We start from the raw sequence: 21081 nt of genomic DNA, 5'->3' as shown, positions 1-21081 counted from the left end.
AGTCAGAACGCAATCTGGTACAGGCAATATTCCTCGGTTAGCAAGGAGCCTCAGGTTGCTCATGAAAACCTGCGGTACATTGCTTGGCGCGACACATCTATTGTACTCTTCTTACTCGCGGTGGGCGCTCCCCTTTTTGGCGCTTTTTCCATCATAAGCTGGGCTCAGGCGGGGGTTCTAGCGCTCGGTTGTTGCCTATGCGCGCTTGCTTCCATTCTCTGCGCTCGGAACACAGCCCACTCATTGGTGAGAAATGTCGTCGCAAGATGCGCGGTTCGCAGTTGATGACGGTAGCGTCGGCAGAGCGGTAGGTTTGAGGAGCAGATGGCGCTGTCTTCGGACCCCGTTGTGGCACAAGGACATCCTCACGGCCATCAGCGTGAGGCGGATGGCAATCCGCTCCGCCGAGCACGAAAATCCCACCCCGTCATCGTTTTGCAGATACCCCTGAGGACCTACCGATCCACCTAACCAATATAACCATCTGGTGAACAAATTCTCTGAGAATAATCCTACACCCGTTGGGAGCCCAGAACCTACCTACTCAAAATGAATAATCTCGCGACACATAATGAACGGCGCAGGAAATCGGCGTGTCCTGCCTCGGTATGTTGGCGCATTGTGCCGGGGATGGCTTTCCAAGCTACCAGAAACTCGAAAGCAGAATGGGTATATTCATGTAGTATGCCGAAGGTTACTTTCTGATCGAACCTGGCGCTCCACTGCGCCAGTTCGACAATCCAGGTTTATCCGGATGTTGGCTGTGCCATTGCCATGCAGACCGATCGTAGCGCCCGGCTGATGAACCTCAATGAAATAGCTGACGCTGCACGGCGGCAGGCCGCCCAGGCTCTTGGCATCCAACAGGCGGTTGTCCAGCGCTGCCGCGGGCGCGACGAACTCGTCGGCCACGCGCGACTGCCCGATGAACTGCGCCGACAGCAAAAATCTCATGTGACGTCTCCGTTTCCATAGGAAGCACATGGTGATGGATCGCGATGTTCCTACGGCTTGGCGCGGAGATCTGCGGGGCGCACCGTGTCCGCTGGCTCGGTCGCGGCGGTGAGGATGCGCTGTCCAACATGGTGTTGCTCTGCCCGAACCATCACCGAACTGTTCACGGTGTAGATGCGCCGTTCGATTTCGCGAACGGAGAGTTCCTCGTGGGCAGCTTCATTGAGCAATTCGCAGTGACCCATCACGAACTCGTCGCCTGACCGTCGTCGTCACGCTGCCTGCCACACCTTGTTCAGCACCTGTGCTGCGAGCGAGGCCTTGTCCGTCGGCAGGAAGCGCCCGTAGTGCTTTGCCACCACATCCGGCGTGTCCTGGATTGCGTAGCTGGCCTGCTCGTAAGATCCAGTCTGCTTCAATACGTGCGTGGCGAGCACATCGCGAACGTTGTGCGGACCATGGGGGAGCAGGCCTTTGATCGCCCCGCGGCCGGTGTAGGGATTGTAGATCCCAAAGCGCTGGATCGTGAGGCGCCATGCCTCATAAAAGGTCGTCTGATTGTAACTGGGATCGGCCGACGTTGCCTTGACGGTTTTCACGAAAAACGTTCCCGGATCGCGTGCGTTGCGGAGCAACCTGCCTCGATGCCGCCCCAGGTAGGCGTCGATAAAGCCATAGAGCCCGCTGAGGTCGGGAAGCGGAAGCCGGAAAGGGTTCTTCCCGAAGAAGGAGGACGTCGCGTTCTTGAATGCAGAAGCAGGGATAAAAAGCTCCCACGCGCCATCGCGGTCATTCCAACGGAGTTCGCCGCATTTTCGATCGGCCAGTTGGCGCTCGGTCAAATGAACTTGGCCGCGTGGGCAAACCAGCAGCTGCCGTAGGTTCTTCTGGCGCAGACCGGTGTGGAGGCCGAGCCGAAGCATTAAGATCGACCGGACAGATTCGGCGGCGGAGATCGGATAGCGCTTTTCATCAGGCATAAGCCGGATGATTTCATCGACGATTTTCCTGTATTCGGCGAGTGGACTATCGGCCTCCAGTACCGGCAGGATTGGCTCGAAGGGGTCGCGATGGACCCGAGCGACCCGATCGAGTTCCTTCGACCGAATGTGCGCGTGCTGATGCAACTGGGTACAGGCCTCACCCCAGTCTGCCCGGGCGCGATCGATTTCCTGGAACGACACCAACCCCTTGATCGGCTTCAGCCTATTGGCCAATTCAGGCGTCTGACGCAACCACCCGGTCTTTTCACGGGTGAGCGCGGCAGCTACCTGAAGCATGTCGATTTCCCAGTTGGTATAGAAGCCACGTCGGCGCTCCCGCCACTGGATGTACCAGTCCCACACAGCGGGGAAGACCAAGTGCGCGAAGGACATGTCGGTCAGCCGCATACCAAAGCCCTGAACGGGGCCAGTTGGCTTTGCGGCCAGCGCCCCGAATAGCAAGCCCAGGTGTTCGACCTTCTGGGCTGCCGTCTCTTCTCCCCAGACGCCGTTGCGTTGGTAGCCGATGGTCGTCAGCGTCGAGGTCTTGAACTGTATCAGGCGGGCCATCTCCTCATCGAGCGCTGGTGGGGCATTGACGCCACCACCCGTGAGGTCGGGATCAAGACCAGCGTGGGGATCGTCTTCATCAAGGTCCACCGCGTGCGCAGTCTCCCACCGGCGATGCGCAGATGAACCACATGAGAAGCGCACCCCGTATCGGTTTTTGACGGCAGCGGCTTGGAAGCGCCGGTACTCCGTAGAACCCGAGATGATCTTTTCGCGCACCCATTGCAGGATTTCTTCTTGCTCGGTTTCAGGACGGTCGTCGAAGTCGTCCGGAAGGTGCCAGGCGAGCCTGCGCCGCTCAGATGTAGAGATGCCCGGCATCGACAGACCCGAGGTAGAACGCGAAGGATGCGGTAGCTTGGCTTTGAAATAACCTAATGGGAGCCGATACCGCGCCTCAATTCGCGTGAGCATATTAAGGCTTTCAGCGCTTCGTGGGGCTTTCGTCCCACGACGCCAAGCGTAAAGGGTGGTCTGGTGAAAGGATTCACCCGGCTGGATGATGGACGCCCACAGAGCGTAGCTTCCTTCACCATGACGACGCATGTGCAGGTCCAAGGCCTCGTGAAAGGCATCCGGCTCATCCCACACATCCCAAAGAGCAGGCGGTGAATGCACACGCAGCTTCGGCTTAGGCCCTGTACGCTTTCTAAGCACTTTATTAGAGATACCGCTGGTCGATTCAGTTGGATTATGCTCTGTTTTGGGATCAATTATAGAATCTCTGACCTCACCACGACCCGCCCTCTCACCAGTTCTTTTGCCCGTCCCGGACGCCGTAACATTCTTTCTTGGCCTCCCCGCACCAGTCGTCGGTTGAGAGGAGGAGATCGGTTTAGGCGCCTCTCTGTACGGCGCCCGTTCGAGTTCGCGTTTCAGCGCGAGTAGTAGCGGCGCCACACAGTCCCTTTTTGCGCGCAGATGCTCTGGCTCGATCCCGCATCTGGTAGCGATCTCGGTCCAAGCCCATCCTGTGGAAGCCATAGGCGGACGTTTTCCCGACCTGAAGCAGTCTACGAGGTATTCTTCGAGCCTTTCCACTTCGCGGGGCGGGAAGGCAGCGGCAGCGCGCTGGCGACAAAACTGAGCGATGATGCGGGGAAAACGAGCGTTAGGCCGATTGGGCATAGATATGAACTCAAAAGCGTTGCTGACCACACGGTCGCCATTCAACAGGAAGAGCCGTTGATGGGGGATGTCGTGATGCCTTCGCAGCAGAGTGCCGCCAACAAACTTTCCTATGACATCGTAGAGTGCAGGCCCGACATCCGACCGTGTTAGCGCCTCTATTCCTAATCAGAAAGCGATGAGATCCACCGGTGGAGCATGACCAGCGTTGTCCTGCTCTCCACAAGACAATGACTCGGAACGGCCCGTTCAGGCAGTACCCAATGACCCTACAGGCCTGGAGTAGGGTTAGATTACTACAATGCTGATTCCCAATCAGAAGAAGACAAGGGACCAGCTTGGGGGCCGCTCCATTCCGGCAGTTGCTGCGTCGCTCTGAGCATCAACCGTTTCGCTGCGAGCGCTTCCAGGACTTGGGCTGGGCCAACATGCCCGTTTAACGCCGTCTCGACCGGCAATGACGCCGCCGCCTCCCGACCAAACCGGCGCGCAAGGAGATCCTCGCGTTGCAGATAGGCTCGCTCCCACCAACTCGAGATTTGGTCCGCCGACCGGTCCAAAAGCTCCGCGCTGATGAGCCGGTCGACTTTCTGGTGCCGGTTCACGCGCGCGTCGGCAGGCATCAGGTTCCAGAGATCGGCGTTGGGCCATGCGGAGAACGGCAGGCAATGGTCAATGTCCCACCTCTCCTGACGCAGCTTCCGGCCGGTCCACACGCAATAGACCGGCTGCCCGGCATCGAACATGGCGGCGGTGAGGCGCCGGACCTCTGCGGTGCCACGCTGGGGATCGAGCCAAGCGAGGGCCTCGGCGATATGCCCTTCAGGGACGGAGCGACCTTGACGGGCCAGATACTGCTGCATCAGCCGAGTCCACTCCATGGTGAGCGCGGGCTCGATCCAGGTGTTCAGTCGGGTCAGGGCGTGCCAGACGTTCAACGGAATCCGAAAATCGCCTACTGACCACAGATAGGGCGCGTCCAGCACCAGCCGTTCACCGATACGCGGGCCGCGCCGGGTCACGGCTCCGAACACTTGGCGGTCGCTTCCGGGGTAGGTGATGTAATGCGCAGGCATCTCGGCGATCGTCCTCGCCGCATCCCGGATGGCCCCCGCCAGCGCTTGGCCAGCGTCGCCCAGTAACTCTGCGCCGACCCGCAGTTCGGGCGGCGCAGTGCCAGCGAGCCGTCGGAAGGGCTCCTTGACGAAGCCCAGTCCAGCCCCGTTCCGGCTGGTCGGCGTCTGCGGCAGATCAGCCGCGACCAGCGGCAGGAACATCCTGATCCAGTAAAGAGCGATTAGCCCGAGCGGGAGAACCACACCATCATCGCCGTCGGCCATGGCAAGGCCAGGGGAGGCATCGGCCGCCCGCGCGACGACGCGCAACAGGGCCAGCTTATAGCTGCTGGATTTCGCGTCGTTGAGGACGATATGCCGGATCAGCGGCAACGCGCCGGTACCGTCATCCGCCAACTGGACAACGACGGTCTCCCAGCTGACGTCCGACCGGCCGAGATGGTCCGGCGTTCTGATGGCCCGGCTGACCATGGCGCTGTGCTCGGCGGCGAGGCGCTCGATCTCGGCGCGGCTTACGGGGAGCATCGGGCGTTCCGGATCGCTCGGCCCATGCCGCAAGCTGACGATCATCCGGCCACCCGGCTTCAGCAGCGTCACCAGTTTCCGGAAGGCACGCCGCCGGTCGGCCGGGTGAATGTGCATCCATACGGCGGCCAGAAGGATGAGATCGAACACCATACCGGTGCGGTGGACCCGCTCCAGGCCGGGCAACCTATCATCCATCCACTGGATCCCGGTTGCCGTGTGCCTGCGGGCGGCCTCCTCACGCATGCCCGCGGCGGGCTCGACGGCGACGACGGAATGACCACGACCTGCCAGCCAAGCCGCGTCGCGGCCAGACCCAGCCCCGACATCCAGCACGGCTGAAGGCTGGGACGGCATCAGGTCGAGGACGTCGGCGTAGAGCTCCTCGAAGGCGACGGTCTCGTACTGGGTGACAAACTCGCGGGCCCGGCGATCATAGGTCGCTACGGTGCCTGCGGGGTTGGGCTCGAAACCACCCTTGTCAGTGGGCGTACGTGGGATCATCAATTCCAACCTCCGGCTGCTCTTGGCCGGTTACGCCGCAGCTGCTTCCTGGAAATGCTGACCGATGGATAACCAGCCCCTCATACCCCAGCTGTTCACCGAGAGGCTCACGCTGCGCGGCGTCACTGAGGCGGACGTCAAAGCCTATGAGCGGAACTTCATTGATTACGAGGTGGTCCGCCATCTCTCCGCGGTCATTCCTTGGCCATATCCCGAGGATGGTGTCAGGACGTTCATCCGCGATCAGGTGCTTCCCGTTCAGGGGCGGGATCGCTGGGTATGGGGCCTGCATCTCAAGGACGTGGACGGCCTCATAGGCGCCATCGACCTCTGGCGGCCAGGACGGCCGGAGAACAGGGGCTTCTGGCTCGGTCGGTCTTTCTGGGGGCGCGGTTACATGACTGAGGCCGTTGTCCGCGTCACCGATTTCGCATTTCAGGATCTGGGATTTGACCACCTCGTGTTCACCAACGCCGTTGGCAATCGGCGGTCCCACGACATCAAGGCAAGGACGGGCGCCACTCTGGTCGGCGTTGCCCCAGCGAAGTTCGTCGATCCCGCCTACAACGAGCACGAGATCTGGCGGCTCACCAAGGCGCAGTGGTCGAAATGGCGTGGCCTGTCCGGGCCGGGCGCAACGGGAAAGACACCGCAGCCTTGAGGTCGGAAAAGGATAACGTTTTCGGCTCCGGTCGCTGAGCATGCCCAATGTCATCGGCTGCAAACTCAGGCGGCCATCTTGAACCGCTCGAACCGGAGTGCAAGGCGCTCTGGATCGGGCATCAGGGATTTTTCCTTCGGAGGCCGGATCACCTGTCCCTTTAGTGCCTTCAGGCCGAGTTCCAGCATCGGTCCGTCGTGCTGTTCGAGTAGGCGCTCGGAGATGTGGATGCGGTGGTCGGGGTCGATGCCGATCAAATCCGCATCGTAGGCAGCGTGATGCAGCTTGCTCATGCAGATGCCATTGCGGATGTCCGGCTGCCCGCGCTCGACGTCGCCGTCGGGAATGATGTGGGCGGCATCCACCAGGCGCACCTCAGGCAAGCCGGTCAGCGCACACCGACCGCCATAGGCCGCTACCACGCGCTCCCGGAATGCCGACTGGTGTAGCCGCTGCTTGACCTGCCTCAGAGCATACCGGCGCTCGTCCGGATTTGGCGGCGTCCAGAGGGTGGCGGTGTCTGCGAGAGGCTTCGGGGCGAGCTTCACCGACAGGGCCTTCGGATCCCACTCCACGACGTAGGACGGGAAGATCGGCTCGTATATCGCTGGGGCGACACCGAAGAAGTAGATGATCGGCAGTTGCCTGTCCCTGGCGTCGCGAAGGAGCCTGTTTTGCCTGCTATCGGGATCGGTGCCGTTGAAGGCATAGGACAACCCATCCGCCGCCATCGCCAACTTGGCTTCGGATTCAAGCTGGTCATGGTACCAAGCCCGCCGCCCGGCACGCGGGACCACCGTTGTAACGCTCAGCACGCCCGTCATCGGAGCCGGTTTGAAGATGCCCTCGGCTTTGGTAGCGAAATGAATTCGCGCACCCTCGTGGACGAAGCCCTCGTTGACCACGCTCCATGGTAACGAACCACCATGCAGCTGCACCAACAGCCTCAGGCGCTCGAAGGCAGCAAGCCGAAAAGAGGCGTCGGGATCGTTCATCGGTCCATGGGCTTCAGTTCAGACGTCGAAGGGTAGCAGTTTCATCGCCGCCGTACAGGCAGATTGTACTCTCTCGTGAAGGCTCGCGCACCAGATGTGAACTGAAGGCAAGTTGGCGAGAGGCACTGCTTATGGCTGACCGCGTGACCGAATACCGGCCTGGATTCCTTAATGGGATCTGCCCAGGGTAAAGAAACCATCAGCCTCGAACCGCGCTCCTGAACGCTGCCGATAAGGCCGCGAGCGCGGCGCGCGGTTGTCCGTCTCCGACCCTGGTGTGCAGAACCCACAGGCAGACGCGGAAGGGCCGGAAGCCCCCGCCGCGGGCCTACGTCGACGGCGCCGAATGGTACCATGCGCGGCGACAATGCCGCGATGCCGAGCTCGGCCATGGTGGCGAACCGGAACGGGCCAGCTTGGTGCCTGTTCTGGGAAACGGCGTCCTTCGCCACCACGCTGTATGCCATCGGAGACGTCGATGTTCGAAGGCTTCCGTCTTGAGATGGTGGATCTGCCGGAGGCTACCTTACGTGTGCGCTATGGCGGGAATGGCCCGCCGGTGCTGCTTCTCCACGGGCATCCCCGCACCCATGCCACATGGCACCGCGTCGCCCCTCTGCTTGCGGCGAATCACACCGTCGTCTGCCCCGACCTTCGTGCCTTCGGCCAGTCGTCGAAGCCCACCGATACGCCGGATCATGAAGGATCATCCAAGCGTGCAAAGGCCCGTGACTGCGTCGCGCTGATGCACCGCCTCGGCTTCGACCGCTTCGCCATCGTCGGGCATGACCGGGGTTCCTACACAGCCTTCCGCACGGCGATGGACCATCCTCAGGCGATCACGCATTTGGCGGTGCTGGATGGCGTGCCCATCGCCGAGGCACTGGGACGTTGCGATGCCCGCTTCGCCCAGGCCTGGTGGCACTGGTTCTTCTACGGCCAGCCAAACAAGCCGGAGCGGGCGATCCTGACCGATCCGGAAGCTTGGTACGGCGGCTCGTCTGACATGATGGGTGCCGAGGCCTATGTCGACTACCGGGCGGCCATCCACGACCCGGACACGATCCACGGCATGATGGGGGACTACCGCGCAGGCCTCGGCATCGACCGCGAGCATGACGAAGCGGACCGGCAGGCGGGGCGGACCCTTGCCTGCCCGACCCTCGCCCTGTGGTCGCTGCGCGATGACCTCGAAGCTCTCTATGGCGATGTCCTCTCGGTCTGGCGGCCTTGGGCGCCCGATCTGCGTGGCCGCGGCCTGGACTGCGGGCACCATATGGCCGAGGAGGCGCCGGAGGAACTTGCCCGGGAACTCCTGGTATTCCTGGCTACGGAAAGTGGACCATGAGTTGACAGGTTCGACCGAGGACGACGCACACCACCTTGTCAGGCCCAAGCAGCTGATGAGTTGCGCCTCCATAGACCGCCAACAAGGCACTCAGACAGGTTTGGCGTCGGATAAAGCGCCTTGAAGTCCAATGGAACGTGACGAAGCGGCCGGAACCGGGTGGCCTTGGTGCAAACTCCCAGCGAGAACGGCGAAAATCTGCGTTTAAGAGCGCATTTAGGTCGAATGCATACAGGGATACTCACACAATCCATCACCCAGCCCCCGTCGTTTTGCATGCCGAGGGGGCTTTGACACGATAGCTGCTTTACGTGTCTGCCCGGCCGTCCTTCGCCTCATGGTGCCGCGCCGGTGGCTCGGCGGGAAGGGTGCGCCAAGAGGCGATGGCCCTGACCGCCTGCAAGGCACTGGCGTTGTCAGCGATGTGGACATGGCGGCGCAGTTCCGCCACGGCGGGCCATTCACCCTGCTCATGGAAGACACGCTGCACGGCTTCCGCCATCTCCTTGCTCACGACGAACACCAGCAGACCCCACGAAAATGCACGCCTGGACAATGAACAGGCTCCGGCAGCCAAGCAAGCGACCTTTCGGCGGGCGCTTGGCGGGAAGGGGAAATTCCTGCATGACGAAGACGTGGCTGTTCGGTAGCATTAAGCTACAGCCGTTCCCTCATGAGTAGGCGCATGAACCTGCCATCCGCAGCGCTCCGCGGATTTCACCTAATTGCTCTTGCCGCCATGCTGATGCCTTTGGCCGGTCACGCAACCCTCGCGGCCGAGATCTCCGTGATCGCCGGAGACCGGATCGAAGTGGAAGGACGGGACATCCATCTCTGGGGCGTCCGGGCACCAGAGGCCGATGCCCTGTGCCATGGAAATGGCCAGGGGGAGCCCTGCGCCAGGGTATCCCGCCGCCTACTCCAGGCGCTCATCGGCAACGTTGATGTCATCTGCATCGTAAAGGACGGCAGCCCGGACAAGCCGGTCAGCGCCCAATGCTCGGTCGATGGCGCTGACCTCGGCCACCTGATGATCACCTCGGGATGGGCGACGGACGACCGGGCCGAGAGCGCGGGGTTCTACGAACTCCAGGAACAGGCCGCTCGGACCGAACGGGTGGGGATGTGGAAGTATCGGTGAGGCCAGCATCTGTTCAGCCGTCGATTGGGATCCTGGTCTCGTACTTGACCCGGCTGATCACCGTCAGAGTGATGAACCGCTTGACCAACGGACTGGCATAGAGCGTCGCCCGGGCGAATTTCTCGAACTCGCTCATGTTCCTGACGCAGACCACCAGGACATAGTCGGTTGACCCAGTGACCAGATAGCACTGCATCACGCAGTCCTGGGCGTGGATGGTCTTCTCGAAGGCATCCATCAATACCCGGTCGTCGCCCTTGAGCTCGACGGTCACAATCAGCTGGATGTGGCTGCCGAGCTTGCTGGGATCGACGATCGCGACATCCTTGGCGATGACCCCAGCCTCGCGCAACCGGCGGACCCGGCGCAGACAGGTCGGCGGCGACACCGCAACCGCGTCGGCGAGCTCCAGGTTGGTGATCTGGCTGTTCCCCTGAAGCAGGTTGATGATCTTCCGGTCGATCTGGTCAAGTTCGATGTCAGGCATGGGGCAACTGCTCGTGTGAAGAGATTTCACACTTATGAGTGTCGCGCGATGCGGCGTCAATTTTTCCATCGTGGCAAATCGAGTGGCAGAATTAGAAATTTCATACCGCCCAGATGGCGCTACAGTCTGCTCATCACGACGCAATGAACTGCGCCGCGGCGCAAACATCTTCCCAATAGTAGATAATTATCCCCGTTAGGCCGGGGACACTCACCTAAACACCAACAATAGAAACTGACCCATTCAGCGAAGAGGTTTCGAATGCCCGGAGATGTGATCTCTCGGTTTGCCTCCGTGCGCCTTGGCACCAGGGGAACTCAGCAAAAGGAACACGGTTTCGGCCAAGTCAACGGCCATCACGGCGAGATCCTCCAGGGAATCTTCCCGGACGATGCAGGCCGCCTGCACCGCGGTCTCGTCACGCTCCCGTGCAACATCGTTTCATCCACCGCCGTCTTCCGCCCGGCACCGGGAAATCTGGTCACCGTCCCGGACGACAAGCTCAAGGCGGCCGAGGCCGCGCGGCTGACGCTGGACAGCCTGGGCCTGCATGACCAGGGTGGCCACCTGACGGTGGAGAGCACCATCCCCGTCGGCCTCGGCATGGGGTCCTCGACCGCCGATGTGGTGGCCGCCATCCGCGCCGTCGCCGACGCCCATGGCGCGGCCCTCGGGGCCGACGAGGTCGCCCGGCTGGCCGTTCGAGCGGAAACGGCCAGCGACAGCATCATGCATGGAGACCTCGCCGTACTCTTCGCCCAGCGCGAGGGCAACGTGCTGGAGCATCTCGGCCCCGCCCTGCCGCCGCTGGAGGTCCTCAGCGTCAACACGGCTCCCGGCGCCCTTGTGGATACCGTGAAGCAGCCTCCCGCCGACTACGACGAGTGGGAGATCCAGGCCTTCCGGCCGCTGCGCGGCATGCTGCGGCGGGCGATCCGCATCGGCGACGCGGCGCTGCTCGGCCGAGTCGCCACGGCCAGCGCCCGCATCTCCCAGCGCCATCTGCCCAAGCCCGCCTTCGAGGAGATCAACGCCATCGCGACCTCCGCTGGGGCGCTCGGCATCCAGGTCGCCCACAGCGGCACCGTCGTCGGCCTGCTCTTCGACCCCCGCAACCCGGCCACGGTCCGCCGGGTCGCCGAGGCGGCCGCCAAGCTCGACGACATCGGCCTGCCCCCCGCTCTCCATTTCCGCACCGATGCCGCCGAGGTCCGCCATGTCGCTTGAGATGACGATGTCCCAGCCCCTGTCCCGCGAGTCCCGAGGCTTTCCCGACTATGAGCTCCCCCGTTTGGTGCGGCTGACGGACAACCTGCATGGCGCCGCCTTCTTCCTGATGAAGCTGCTCCCGGCGCGTCACATGCTGGACCGCGCGGCGGCTGACGGCCGCCTGAAGCCCGGCGGCACCATCTGCGAGACGACGTCGGGGACCTTCGGGCTGGCACTCGCCATGCTGGCGGCGGTGCGCGGCTACCGCCTCATCCTGGTCAGCGACCCGGCCATCGACGAGCACCTGCACAAGCGCCTGCTGGAACTGGGTGTCACGCTGGAGATCGTCGAGACGCCCTATGAGATCGGCGGCTTCCAGACCGCCCGCCTCGACCGGCTGCGCGCCGCGCTGGAGGCCAATCCGGGCAGCTTCTGCCCGTCCCAGTATGGCAACGCCGACAACCCGCGGGCTTATGCCGAGGTGGCCGAGCAGATTGCCGAACGCCTCGGTCATGTCGACTGCCTCGTCGGCACCGTCGGCTCCGGCGGCTCGATGTCGGGCATCGCCCGCTTCCTGCGCCACCTCAACCCCGATCTCCACGTCATCGGCGTCGACACCCCCAACAGCGTCGTCTTCGGCCAGCCCGACGGCAAGCGGCTGCTGCGCGGCCTCGGCAACAGCCTGGTGCCGCCGAACGTCGACCACCGCCAGTTCGACGAGGTCCATTGGGTCGGCGCCGCCGAGGCGTTCCTGGCCACCCGCCGCCTGCACCAGCACCATGCGCTCTACCAGGGCGGCACCAGCGGAGCAGCATACCTGGTGGCCGATTGGTGGGCGCGCACCCATCCCGACCGCAAGGTGGTGACGCTGTTCCCCGACGAGGGCCATCGCTACGTCGCCACCATCTACAATGACGACTGGCTCGCCGCGCTGCCGGGCTGGACCGGCGTGCTGCCCGAAGCCCCGCAACCGGTGGCGCATCCCAGCGACGTCCGGCCCAGCTGGAGCAGCTTCCGCTGGGACCGCCGGATGCTAGACGAGGTGCTGGCGGCAGGCACCCCGGTTGCGCACGACCTCGCGGAGGCCGCGTGATGCCGCGCCTCCTGCTGTTCATCGAGAGCAACACGTCCGGCACCGGCCGCCTATTCGCCCAAACCGCCCGTGCCCTCGGCTTCGAGCCGGTGCTGATTGGTCGCCAGCCCGGGCGCTATCCCTATGTCGCCGAAGACGCCATCCGCAGCATCGAGGCGAACACGGCGGACCTGACCGTCCTGCGCTCGCTGGTGCAGCAACTGGCGCGCAGCGAGGGGGTGGCCGGGATCACCTCCAGTTCGGAGTATTTCATCGCCACCGCCGCCCGCTTGGCCGCCGACCTCGGCCTACCGGGACCGGATGCTGACGCAGTGGCCGCCTGCCGCAACAAGGCGACCCAGCGCCGCCGCCTGGACGAAGCCGGTATCGACCAAGTGCGCCATGCCGAGGTCAGCGGCGTCGCCGATGCCGTCCAGGCCGCCATCGGCATCGGATTGCCCGTTGTCCTGAAGCCGGTGGCCGGATCGGGCAGCGTCGGCGTCCGGCTCTGCGCCACGATGGCCGAGGTGGCGGCCCACGCCAGAGTGTTGCTCGCCGACCCGACGTGTGGCGCGCTGCTGGTCGAGGAGGTCGTCCGGGGCGACGAGTATTCGGTGGAAATCTTCCACGACGCGGTCATCGGCGTGACCCGCAAGCACCTGGGCGCCCTGCCGCACTTCGTTGAGATGGGCCACGATTTCCCGGCACCTCTCGCCTCGACAGTGGCAGATCGGATCGCGGGCTTCGCGCTGGCCGCTACGCGGGCGCTCGGCCTCACCTGGGGGCCGCTGCATGTCGAGCTTCGCCTTGGCGAGGACGGCCCGCACCTGATGGAGGTCAACCCGCGGCTGGCCGGGGGATTCATCCCCGAGCTCGTCCGTCAGGCCACCGGCATCGACCTCATCCGGGCGACCGTCGAACTGGCCGTCGGCCGGACGCCGGAGGTGACGCCGACCCGGCAGGAGCACGCGGCGATCCGCTTCCTCACGCCACCCGACGACGGACTGTGGTTCGCCACCGAGGGTCTGGAGGCGGCACGGGGTGCGCCCTTCCTGCGCGACCTGCGGCTCTACCGTGCATACCCGCTGCTGATAGCCCGCCGCGGCGATTTCCAGGACCGCCTCGGCCACGCGCTCACCAGCGCCCCCACCCTGGAGGCAGCCGTGGCCGCCGCCGAACTGGCGCGCTGCGCCATCCGCTTCCGTGTCGCGGCCGACGGCACCGGATCCCTTGCCACCGTCGCCTGACCGGAACAGCAGCAGGAGCCCCCTTCCATGTCCTCAACCTCCATTGCGGCCGCCGGACCGTCGCGCGCCGGGGCGAACCCGGCGCTGCTCTCCCTGCTGGCGGGCGCGCTCGCCATTGCGCTCGCCCCCATCCTGGTGCGGGTCAGCGAACTCGAACCGATCGCCACCGCCTTCTACCGGCTGGTCATCGCACTGCCCTTCTTCTGGCTCGGCATGCTCGCCGAACGGAAGGCGCCCCAGTCTGCCAGCGCGCGCGTCACCGTCACCGACATGGCGCTGATGGGGGTGGCCGGGCTGATGTTGGCGGGGGACCTCGCGCTCTGGCATCTCAGCATCACCATGACCTCGGTGGCCAAGGCGACGCTGTTCAACAACTGCGCCCCAGTCTTCGTCGCCCTGCTCGGCTGGCTGCTGTTCGGCGAGCGGATCAGCCTCGGCCTGATCGTCGCCCTGGCGGTCTCGCTGTCGGGCATGGCGCTGCTGATCGGCGACGGGCTGTTCGCGTCGGTGGGAAGTGCTGCGGAGGGGCAATGGCAGGGTGACGCCATCGCAGTCAGCACCGCCGCCTTCTATGCCGTCTACCTGATGGCGGTGAAACGCCTGCGGGCCAGCCATTCGACCAGCGTCATCATGGCGGGATCGAGTGCTGCCGCCGCCCTGGTGCTGGCGGTGGCCGCTTGGATTGAGGGCGGCCCGCTGCTGCCCGCAACCGCTTGGGGTTGGGCCGTGGTGCTGGCGCTGGGCGTTGCCTGCCATGTTATCGGCCAAGGCCTCATCACCCATGCGCTGGCCCACCTGCCCGTAACCTTCTCCTCCATCGGCCTGCTCATCCAACCGGTCGCGGCGGCAGCGCTGGCCTGGATGCTGTTCGGCGAGGCCCTGGGGCCGCTCCAGTGGCTCGGCGGCGCGCTGGCGCTGGTCGGCATCACGCTGGCCCGCCGGACCTCCAGCCGCTGACCCGGCGACCAGCCTCGCTCCGACCAGCCATACACCCGAAATTCCTTCTCTCCGGGAGCCACCCTCATGGTGATCAGCAACGCCCAGATCCTGGCCCACCTCGGCGACACCGGCCGGGTGGCTGGGACGCTCAACCCGACCGCCCAGTCCATCCTGTTCGGCGACGTCGCCGATGACGCCATCGACCGTGACCTGCCCTGGATCACCCAGGTCGACCGGGCGCATCTGGTGATGATGGCCGAGACCGGCCTGCTGCCGGTGGCGCAGGTCTCCCCTCTGCTGCGGCGCATCGACGAGATGGAAGGATCGGGCTTCGCCGTCCTGCGCGGACGTTCGGCCCCGCGCGGCGTGTACCTGCTCTACGAGACCTATCTCATAGCCGACCTCGGCGAGGAGATAGGCGGCGTCCTCCAGACGGCGCGCTCGCGCAACGACTTGGGCGCCACCGTGCTGCGCCTGCGGTTGCGCAACGTCGTCTCTGACCTGCTGACCAGCCTGTCCAGGCTCCAAACCACGCTCCTCCGCCGGGCTGCGGCCTGCACCGACGCCGTATTCCCGATCTACACCCACTACCAGCCCGCCCAGCCGGTGACCCTGGCCCATTACTACGCTGGGGTCGCCGCGGCGCTGGACCGCGACGCCGAGTCCTTGCAGGCCGTGCTGGCCGATCTCGACCGCTGCCCGCTCGGCGCCGGTGCGGTGGGTGGCACCGGGCTTCCAATCGACACCCGGCGGACGGCCGCCCTGCTCGGCTTCTCGGCACCCTGGACGCACTCCATCGACGCCGTGGCCTCGCGCGATGCCGTCCTGCGCCTGCTGGCGGCGCTGGGCATCCTCGGCGTGACGCTCAGCCGCCTTGCTCATGACCTTCAGCTGTGGACCACCGGCGAGTTCGGCTTCCTGACGGTGGCCGACGATCTGGTCGGCACCAGTTCGATGATGCCGCAAAAGCGCAATGTCTACATGTTGGAGCACGTCAAAGGCTTGGCGGCAGCGCCGATGGGAGCGCTGACATCGGCAGCGATGGCGATGCACGCCACCCCCTTCTCCAACTCCATCGCCGTCGGCACCGAGGGCGTCAAGCCGGTGTGGTCGGCGGCCTCGGGAATGCTGGATGCGCTGACGCTGGTCCGGCTGATCGTAGCCGGGGCGGAGCCGAATCAGGGAGCCATGCGCCTCAGGGCGGTGTCCGGCCAGACCAACGCCACCGCGCTGGCCGACTGGCTGGTCCGGGAGCATGGCATGCCGTTCCGCCGCGCCCACCATGAGGTCGGGGACATCATCCGCTCGATGACAGTCCAGGGAGTGGTCGATCTGGAGACCGCCGCGCGCGAGGCCCGGCCCGAGTGGTTCCGCGGCACCCGGTCGCCGGTGTTGCGGCCGGTTGACATCGCCGCTGCCCAGGAGCATGGCGGCGGTCCCGGACGCGCATCCACTGCCAGCGAGATCGAGCGTGTGCGGGCGTCGCTCCGCAGCCGCCGAGGTGCGCTGATGGAGCAGCGGCGGCGCTGGCGCCAAGCACGCCGGTCCCTGCGTGCGGCGGTCGACGGCGTCCTCGGCATCGCCGTCCTCGACCGGACGAGCCGCGGCCGCTACAGCCAAGCATAAGCGGGAACGAGAGGTCGACCATGCCGAGTACGGCCAAGGCCTCGCCCCGGGCGAAGACCGGGAGACAGGCAGCCGCCGAAAGTCCCCGGCCGTTCCCGGTGATGAGGGACCCGAGGGTCGGCGGCAGCCTGGAGGGGATGCCGGACGAATCCTTGCTGTCCTCTTTGCTCGCGATGGCCGCCCCGGACGCCGATGGCGATCTCCTGGCCCTGCGCCTGCTGGCTGGGCATGGCTCATTGGAGACGGCAATCGCCGCGGCGTCAGCGGGGAAGCTGCCCGGCGGCATACCCTGGGACGATCATGCTGCCCTCCGCTTCCAGGCCGTGCTCGAACTAGCGGCACGCTTGGCAAGGCCTGTGCTTGAGCAACGCCCGATCCTGTCCTCTCACGAGGATCTGGTCACCTACGCTCGCCTTCGTGCCGCCTGCTCGGCGGTCCAGACGCTGCGCCTGCTGTTCCTCGACCGCCAGCGCCAGCTGATTGCCGATGAACTCCACCGGACCGGGTCTGTTGGTGACGTCGCCTTGTATGTCCGGGAAATCATGAGCCGTGCGCTGACCATGGACGCCAGTGGTTTGGTGATCGTCCACAGCTGCCCCAGCGATGAACCACCGAACCCGGCCAGCGTCAGGGTTTCCTGCGCGGACATCCAGAAGGCCGGGAGCTTGCTCGGGGTCGAATTGGTCGAGTACCTCCTCATCGGCAGGCGCTCTTACGTCACCCTGCTGGGCGAACCTGTCGTGAAGCGGCTGGCCCGCCTTGTTGCAGCGGAACGGGACGGTGCAACGGCGTCGCCGGAAGCCGCCGTCCGTTAGGCATCGGTTGCGGCCAGAAAGGCGTCTGCCGGGACGTCCGCTGCGGCAACCGCCCTGATCAGGTCCAGCAGCCGTCTGCGCAGGCCTCGGTCCTCAATGCGGTAATAGGCTCGGACGAGCTCAAGCGTCTCTCGCCTTGCCATCGGGTCCGGCTCTCCCGGTGTGCAGAGGTCGGGTTCGAGGACCACGTCCGGTAGATCGCCGTGGTCGGCAAATCCGTCGAAAAAGAAGGAAACGGGCACGTCCAGCGTCGCGCCGAACTGCCACAAGCGGGATGCTGAAACCCGATTGGCTCCCTTTTCGTACTTCTGGATCTGCTGGAACGTCAGGCCGACGGCTTGGCCCAGCGCCGTCTGGGTCATGCCCAGGAGTGTGCGGCGCAGCCGGATGCGACTTCCAACATATCGGTCAACCGTTGTGGCCTCTGCAATATCGTCTTTAGCCTGGGTTCCATTTCTTCGACGCGCCATGCTACCCAACCGATCCGGTTACGTGAGCGAATGTCGATCTTATACAACCTTTCTTCCTGCGCATCCAAATGCACTTTTCCAGACCGGGGTCGGGCACGGTAGGCAAGGAGTGCTTGATGGCATGCGCCGAGGGTCAGCGGGACAGCAAGGCTGTGAACTCTGTGCCCGCTGCCGTTCACCTGAACGGGTTGGAGTCAGGATGCAGCCATCTATCACCAACTTTGAGCGCTTTCCTCCAGCACCGCGATTTCGTCTCACGCCCAGGAGGTATGACGTATCTTCTGTCCGACGCCTGCGGGATCCCATTCCCCGGCTCACGGTGCCCGAGTATCGTCACTCCGGCGAAGCTGCGCAAATATCTCGGCCTGTCCGATCAGAACCTTTAGATCGCTGAGGTCCAAGGAGCGCGAAGCGGAGAGGAGACGCGCCTCAAGAGCCGCCCTGGCTGCGTCGGTTTCTGAACCTGTGTCGCCGGTCAGCAAGCTGTCGGTGGTTGCCCCTAACACCCGCGCGATTCTGACCAAGGTGTCGAGATCGGGCGCATGAACATCCCGCACGTAATGGCCATAGCGCTGCTCACTGAGCCCGGCCCGCCGTGCAACCTCGGCGTCGCTTAGCCCCAGCGCCTGCGCACGCGCCCGCAGTCTTCCACCGAATCCTTCCATAGGGCGGGTGTGCCCGCAGTGCGCTGTTCGGTCTATAAAGACATCCTTGCTGACAAAATAGGATTTCTTGTTTATGTGTCGCTGGACACAATTCAAGCAGAGGTCGGTATGCGGACGTTCCACATGTGCATCGCTGCGATAGCATTGGCGACCTCACCGGCCATGGCATTCGAGTGCACCATTGGCAAGGGAGCCTCCATCTACGACGGCGCCCCTGGCGGGAAGCTGCGCGCCGAACCTCGTGACGATGCTCCCATCATCGCGAAGCTGAATGCTGGAATGGCAGCCGTTGCTGTGCTGGAGGTCGCACCGACCTGCCGTCTTCCGAAGGGCTGGGTCCGCGCTGACCATAACGGTAAGAGCGGCTATGTCCGCGAATCCGATCTCAGGCCTCGCCTCCGGCCCGGACTGCCTGAGTAGCTGCGAAAATCATCAATCAATTGTAAGCAGCGGGCTCAGTGACTTCAAAGTCCGCTTACGGTATGTCGAGGAGCAATCGAAAATGACTTTGCGTCATTATCCGTTTTCCATCAACAACGACACCTTCGAGTTCAGTATTGTGTCCGGAACTGTCCTCAGCACCGACCAGCGGAGCGATACCAGGGTTTGGGGTGGTGGAGCGACAATCGTCGTCGATGGAACAGGTGGGGGCGGAACAACCATTGATTCGAGGGTCGACGTGGTATGCGACCTTTGGCTCCGTGCCGACAACGGTCAAGAACATCATTTCAGGTTCAATCAGGACATTCCACTTTGCGAAGGGCATCGCCTTTACTGCATTTTCCTCTCGGGGCGGGATCTAAATACACAGCAGAAATTTGAAACCGCCTACTCTGTCTTCGATGCTTCAGTCAATAAGTGCTGGCATCTCGGAGGCGTCGCAAATGCTGTGAAGATGCCTAAATATGTCAGCGGGGGCGATTGGTTCTTTGGTATCGTCCTGACATTTTTCTTTGGGATTGGCCTCCTGCTTCTGGCTTGGTTGATTTCGCTAAAATTCTCGGGACGCCCTTCGACTGAAGGGGCGAAGCGCATTCAATCGGCTTTGTTGTCGGGGATCAAAGATCACCATCAAAAGCTCATAGATGAATTGTACTCGGTGTATCAGTTGCAAAAGACGGAAGCGGTCGCAGCTGTACGGTAATCACCTTCTGGTCCGGTACCGAGGCGCCATACCCGGTGCCGGTGCGGGAGGAAGGTAACCTGGATAATTTACCGGCGAATGCTTGAAGGGGCACTTCAAGCGTTCGCCGTCCGCCGCTACGGCCCCGACGCTCCAAATGGTGTGGAAAAACCTGCGCGGTATTTGACGTTAGACAGGTGGGAAAGGAATGGCCTCATAGCGCGTGCTGACGGCTCTACGGAAATGCCGGTAGGCTTTGCATCCTCCGGCTCACCGATTACTGAAACGGGTTCTCGACCGTATCCGTCGGCTTCGGCGGAGGGATCTGATCGGGAAGGTCAGTCTCGTTCTCCAGGGATCTCACGACGGCAGCCAGCAGGTCACGCAGCTTGCGGGCATGCTCCAGTCCCTGCTTGTCGCGCGTGAGATCGATCGACCCATAGAGCGCCACCCGGTCGGTGCCGTTCTCGACCTCGATGTCCCCGATCTTCATGGCTCCGGCGTCGTCGGCATACGGCTTGATCATCGCATCAACTCCTTCAGGAACTTCAGGACGTCGCGTTCAGAGAAACCGGGCTCATCCTTCTTCCGTCCCCGCCCCGCGGCCTGGGGTTCCGGCAGAGCCAGCACCGTCGACTTGGCTGCGGCCGGGACGCCTGGAAAGACCGAGATGCCAGTTACCTCCTCCAGCTGTGCAATGGGGATGCGCTGGTAATCGTTCCCTGGCGCGTTGGGCACGAGATAGGCGGCAGCCTCACGACGGCGCGGATCGTAGATGGCCTTGAAGACGTGCGTCGGTACGAGAACACGGCCGCCGATGCGCTGGAGGTTGGCGCCCTGGAAGACGGGGCCGGTCACGACGTAGACCTCGCCGCGGGTGTTGGCGAGATGCCGGGTTGCCCCTTCAATAGCGCTCCAGATCCCACGGTTGCTCTCGCCGACCTGGGGGATCATGTTGGCCAGGGTAAAGCTCTCCTGCTGGGCCTTTTCCGTCGGCATGTCGCCATTGGGCGCCATGTGTCCGCGGTCGAATCCTGAGCGCTTGTAGTCGGCCAGTTCCGCCCGCTCGTCCCTCGGCAGGGCCGTTTCGGCGTGGAAGGCGCTGCCTTCCGGGCGCTCAAGGCCTTTGGCGGCCGCGACGCTGTCCCGGGTCAGGTGCTCGACCGCATAGAGCGGGGTGCGTGTCGCGCCGGAATGAAAAACGGCGAACGCCGAGTAGCAGAGTTCCCGCGTCTTTGCTGCCAGTTTGGGGTTGATCAGGTCCGGCGCCACGGCCCCGGCATAATGGGCCGGACATGCTGTTGGCGCGGCATCGACCGTCACCGGAAGGGCGAACAGAACGAGCGCCGGAAGCGCGCAGGCGACCGCCCATCGGGCAACGGCATGTGGTCCACGAGACATGTCTTCTCCGCTCCTTGGCGCGCTGAGGCTATGACGCTTTGAAGTGGGATGTCACGCGATGTCAGCGCTTTGACGACATGATGCGCAGGCTGCTCGCGGACATCGTGCGCGAACTCGGCATCGAGGTCAGACCTGCCCGAGG

At 63.9% G+C, this 21081-nt stretch carries 21 protein-coding genes; 11 read left to right on the top strand and 10 right to left on the bottom strand.

Translation table 11 applies throughout. The features are described from left to right. Window positions 1–675: 675 nt before the first annotated feature. A complete protein-coding gene (locus FZ938_RS13155) occupies window positions 676–954 on the bottom strand; it encodes a hypothetical protein (RefSeq protein ID WP_149198935.1) in 279 nt (92 codons plus the stop codon). Between the two features lie 44 nt (window positions 955–998). Between FZ938_RS13155 and FZ938_RS13150 the strand changes: the two genes are divergently transcribed. Next, complete coding sequence (locus FZ938_RS13150; RefSeq protein ID WP_149198934.1) at window positions 999–1217, top strand: HNH endonuclease signature motif containing protein; 219 nt, start codon at window positions 999–1001, stop codon at window positions 1215–1217. A 9-nt stretch (window positions 1218–1226) separates the two neighbouring features. On the opposite strand, the gene FZ938_RS13145 is transcribed toward FZ938_RS13150, so the two are convergent. Then, a complete protein-coding gene (locus FZ938_RS13145; RefSeq protein WP_246799017.1) occupies window positions 1227–3065 on the bottom strand; it encodes a hypothetical protein in 1839 nt (612 codons plus the stop codon). A gap of 866 nt (window positions 3066–3931) precedes the next feature. Beyond that, complete coding sequence (locus FZ938_RS13140; protein WP_149198933.1) at window positions 3932–5740, bottom strand: class I SAM-dependent methyltransferase; 1809 nt, start codon at window positions 5738–5740, stop codon at window positions 3932–3934. 64 nt (window positions 5741–5804) lie between these two features. Between FZ938_RS13140 and FZ938_RS13135 the strand changes: the two genes are divergently transcribed. After that, window positions 5805–6401 (top strand): GNAT family N-acetyltransferase, encoded by a 597-nt coding sequence (locus FZ938_RS13135; RefSeq protein WP_149198932.1) that lies wholly within the window; start codon window positions 5805–5807, stop codon window positions 6399–6401. Window positions 6402–6466: 65 nt separating this feature from the next. On the opposite strand, the gene FZ938_RS13130 is transcribed toward FZ938_RS13135, so the two are convergent. Continuing rightward, the gene (locus FZ938_RS13130; protein ID WP_149198931.1) at window positions 6467–7396 is read right to left on the bottom strand and encodes an HNH endonuclease; all 930 of its coding nucleotides are present in this window, start codon (window positions 7394–7396) and stop codon (window positions 6467–6469) included. Window positions 7397–7874: 478 nt separating this feature from the next. Here FZ938_RS13130 and FZ938_RS13120 point away from each other — a divergent pair, with 478 nt between their 5' ends. Continuing rightward, complete coding sequence (locus FZ938_RS13120; protein WP_149198930.1) at window positions 7875–8744, top strand: alpha/beta fold hydrolase; 870 nt, start codon at window positions 7875–7877, stop codon at window positions 8742–8744. A gap of 307 nt (window positions 8745–9051) precedes the next feature. Here FZ938_RS13120 and FZ938_RS13115 read toward each other — a convergent pair whose 3' ends face one another. Then, on the bottom strand, window positions 9052–9258 hold the full coding sequence (locus FZ938_RS13115) for a hypothetical protein (protein WP_211101052.1): 207 nt from the start codon (window positions 9256–9258) through the stop codon (window positions 9052–9054). Between the two features lie 171 nt (window positions 9259–9429). On the opposite strand from FZ938_RS13115, the gene FZ938_RS13110 reads away from it, so the two are divergent. Continuing rightward, window positions 9430–9885 carry a thermonuclease family protein gene (locus FZ938_RS13110; RefSeq protein WP_174757078.1) on the top strand — a complete coding sequence of 152 codons (456 nt, stop codon included), beginning with the start codon at window positions 9430–9432 and terminating at the stop codon, window positions 9883–9885. A gap of 13 nt (window positions 9886–9898) precedes the next feature. Here the strand turns inward: FZ938_RS13110 and FZ938_RS13105 are convergent, their stop codons facing one another. Beyond that, on the bottom strand, window positions 9899–10372 hold the full coding sequence (locus tag FZ938_RS13105) for an Lrp/AsnC family transcriptional regulator (RefSeq protein WP_246457279.1): 474 nt from the start codon (window positions 10370–10372) through the stop codon (window positions 9899–9901). Between the two features lie 294 nt (window positions 10373–10666). Here FZ938_RS13105 and FZ938_RS13100 point away from each other — a divergent pair, with 294 nt between their 5' ends. The 6 genes from FZ938_RS13100 (at window position 10667) to FZ938_RS13075 (ending at window position 17280) form a co-directional block, all read left to right on the top strand. Then, a complete protein-coding gene (locus FZ938_RS13100) occupies window positions 10667–11599 on the top strand; it encodes a GHMP family kinase ATP-binding protein (RefSeq protein ID WP_174757076.1) in 933 nt (310 codons plus the stop codon). 7 nt (window positions 11600–11606) lie between these two features. Continuing rightward, the gene (locus FZ938_RS13095) at window positions 11607–12674 is read left to right on the top strand and encodes a cysteine synthase family protein (RefSeq protein ID WP_149198925.1); all 1068 of its coding nucleotides are present in this window, start codon (window positions 11607–11609) and stop codon (window positions 12672–12674) included. Beyond that, window positions 12674–13900: an ATP-grasp domain-containing protein gene (locus FZ938_RS13090; protein ID WP_149198924.1), complete on the top strand. Its 1227-nt coding sequence runs from the start codon at window positions 12674–12676 to the stop codon at window positions 13898–13900. Before FZ938_RS13095 ends, FZ938_RS13090 begins: the two co-directional genes overlap by 1 nt. A 27-nt stretch (window positions 13901–13927) precedes the next feature. Then, the gene (locus tag FZ938_RS13085; RefSeq protein WP_149198923.1) at window positions 13928–14857 is read left to right on the top strand and encodes a DMT family transporter; all 930 of its coding nucleotides are present in this window, start codon (window positions 13928–13930) and stop codon (window positions 14855–14857) included. A 66-nt stretch (window positions 14858–14923) separates the two neighbouring features. Beyond that, the gene (gene argH / locus FZ938_RS13080) at window positions 14924–16465 is read left to right on the top strand and encodes an argininosuccinate lyase (protein ID WP_149198922.1); all 1542 of its coding nucleotides are present in this window, start codon (window positions 14924–14926) and stop codon (window positions 16463–16465) included. Between the two features lie 137 nt (window positions 16466–16602). Continuing rightward, the gene (locus FZ938_RS13075; protein WP_174757075.1) at window positions 16603–17280 is read left to right on the top strand and encodes a JAB domain-containing protein; all 678 of its coding nucleotides are present in this window, start codon (window positions 16603–16605) and stop codon (window positions 17278–17280) included. Here FZ938_RS13075 and FZ938_RS13070 read toward each other — a convergent pair. Continuing rightward, window positions 17277–17750: a helix-turn-helix domain-containing protein gene (locus FZ938_RS13070; RefSeq protein WP_149198920.1), complete on the bottom strand. Its 474-nt coding sequence runs from the start codon at window positions 17748–17750 to the stop codon at window positions 17277–17279. The two genes, FZ938_RS13075 and FZ938_RS13070, sit on opposite strands and share 4 nt — an antisense overlap. Before the next feature lie 314 nt (window positions 17751–18064). Further along, the gene (locus FZ938_RS13065; protein WP_211101051.1) at window positions 18065–18538 is read right to left on the bottom strand and encodes a helix-turn-helix domain-containing protein; all 474 of its coding nucleotides are present in this window, start codon (window positions 18536–18538) and stop codon (window positions 18065–18067) included. Between the two features lie 379 nt (window positions 18539–18917). Here FZ938_RS13065 and FZ938_RS13055 point away from each other — a divergent pair, with 379 nt between their 5' ends. Then, window positions 18918–19559: a hypothetical protein gene (locus tag FZ938_RS13055; protein ID WP_149198917.1), complete on the top strand. Its 642-nt coding sequence runs from the start codon at window positions 18918–18920 to the stop codon at window positions 19557–19559. A gap of 256 nt (window positions 19560–19815) precedes the next feature. Here FZ938_RS13055 and FZ938_RS13050 read toward each other — a convergent pair whose 3' ends face one another. Together FZ938_RS13050 and FZ938_RS13045 are read right to left on the bottom strand one after the other, a co-directional pair. Then, window positions 19816–20064 carry a hypothetical protein gene (locus tag FZ938_RS13050; RefSeq protein ID WP_149198916.1) on the bottom strand — a complete coding sequence of 83 codons (249 nt, stop codon included), beginning with the start codon at window positions 20062–20064 and terminating at the stop codon, window positions 19816–19818. Continuing rightward, entirely contained in the window at window positions 20061–20861 is an 801-nt protein-coding gene (locus tag FZ938_RS13045; protein WP_211101050.1) for a DNA/RNA non-specific endonuclease, read from the bottom strand. The genes FZ938_RS13050 and FZ938_RS13045 overlap by 4 nt, the downstream gene beginning before the upstream one ends. Window positions 20862–21081: the final 220 nt, after the last annotated feature.

Source organism: Azospirillum oryzae, assembly GCF_008364795.1.
GTDB lineage: Bacteria > Pseudomonadota > Alphaproteobacteria > Azospirillales > Azospirillaceae > Azospirillum > Azospirillum oryzae.
The sequence above is the reverse complement of the archived record's forward strand: the minus strand, read 5'-3'. Positions and strand labels throughout refer to the sequence as shown.

Excerpts from the sequence above, each read along its gene's own strand:
- FZ938_RS13155 (WP_149198935.1), bottom strand. The coding sequence starts at position 954 with ATGAGATTTTTGCTGTCGGCGCAGTTCATCGGGCAGTCGCGCGTGGCC.
- FZ938_RS13150 (WP_149198934.1), top strand. The coding sequence starts at position 999 with ATGTTCCTACGGCTTGGCGCGGAGATCTGCGGGGCGCACCGTGTCCGC.
- FZ938_RS13140 (WP_149198933.1), bottom strand. The coding sequence starts at position 5,740 with ATGATCCCACGTACGCCCACTGACAAGGGTGGTTTCGAGCCCAACCCC.
- FZ938_RS13135 (WP_149198932.1), top strand. The coding sequence starts at position 5,805 with ATGGATAACCAGCCCCTCATACCCCAGCTGTTCACCGAGAGGCTCACG.
- FZ938_RS13130 (WP_149198931.1), bottom strand. The coding sequence starts at position 7,396 with ATGAACGATCCCGACGCCTCTTTTCGGCTTGCTGCCTTCGAGCGCCTG.
- FZ938_RS13120 (WP_149198930.1), top strand. The coding sequence starts at position 7,875 with ATGTTCGAAGGCTTCCGTCTTGAGATGGTGGATCTGCCGGAGGCTACC.
- FZ938_RS13110 (WP_174757078.1), top strand. The coding sequence starts at position 9,430 with ATGAACCTGCCATCCGCAGCGCTCCGCGGATTTCACCTAATTGCTCTT.
- FZ938_RS13105 (WP_246457279.1), bottom strand. The coding sequence starts at position 10,372 with ATGCCTGACATCGAACTTGACCAGATCGACCGGAAGATCATCAACCTG.
- FZ938_RS13095 (WP_149198925.1), top strand. The coding sequence starts at position 11,607 with ATGTCCCAGCCCCTGTCCCGCGAGTCCCGAGGCTTTCCCGACTATGAG.
- FZ938_RS13090 (WP_149198924.1), top strand. The coding sequence starts at position 12,674 with ATGCCGCGCCTCCTGCTGTTCATCGAGAGCAACACGTCCGGCACCGGC.
- FZ938_RS13085 (WP_149198923.1), top strand. The coding sequence starts at position 13,928 with ATGTCCTCAACCTCCATTGCGGCCGCCGGACCGTCGCGCGCCGGGGCG.
- argH (WP_149198922.1), top strand. The coding sequence starts at position 14,924 with ATGGTGATCAGCAACGCCCAGATCCTGGCCCACCTCGGCGACACCGGC.
- FZ938_RS13075 (WP_174757075.1), top strand. The coding sequence starts at position 16,603 with ATGCCGGACGAATCCTTGCTGTCCTCTTTGCTCGCGATGGCCGCCCCG.
- FZ938_RS13070 (WP_149198920.1), bottom strand. The coding sequence starts at position 17,750 with ATGGCGCGTCGAAGAAATGGAACCCAGGCTAAAGACGATATTGCAGAG.
- FZ938_RS13055 (WP_149198917.1), top strand. The coding sequence starts at position 18,918 with ATGACTTTGCGTCATTATCCGTTTTCCATCAACAACGACACCTTCGAG.
- FZ938_RS13050 (WP_149198916.1), bottom strand. The coding sequence starts at position 20,064 with ATGATCAAGCCGTATGCCGACGACGCCGGAGCCATGAAGATCGGGGAC.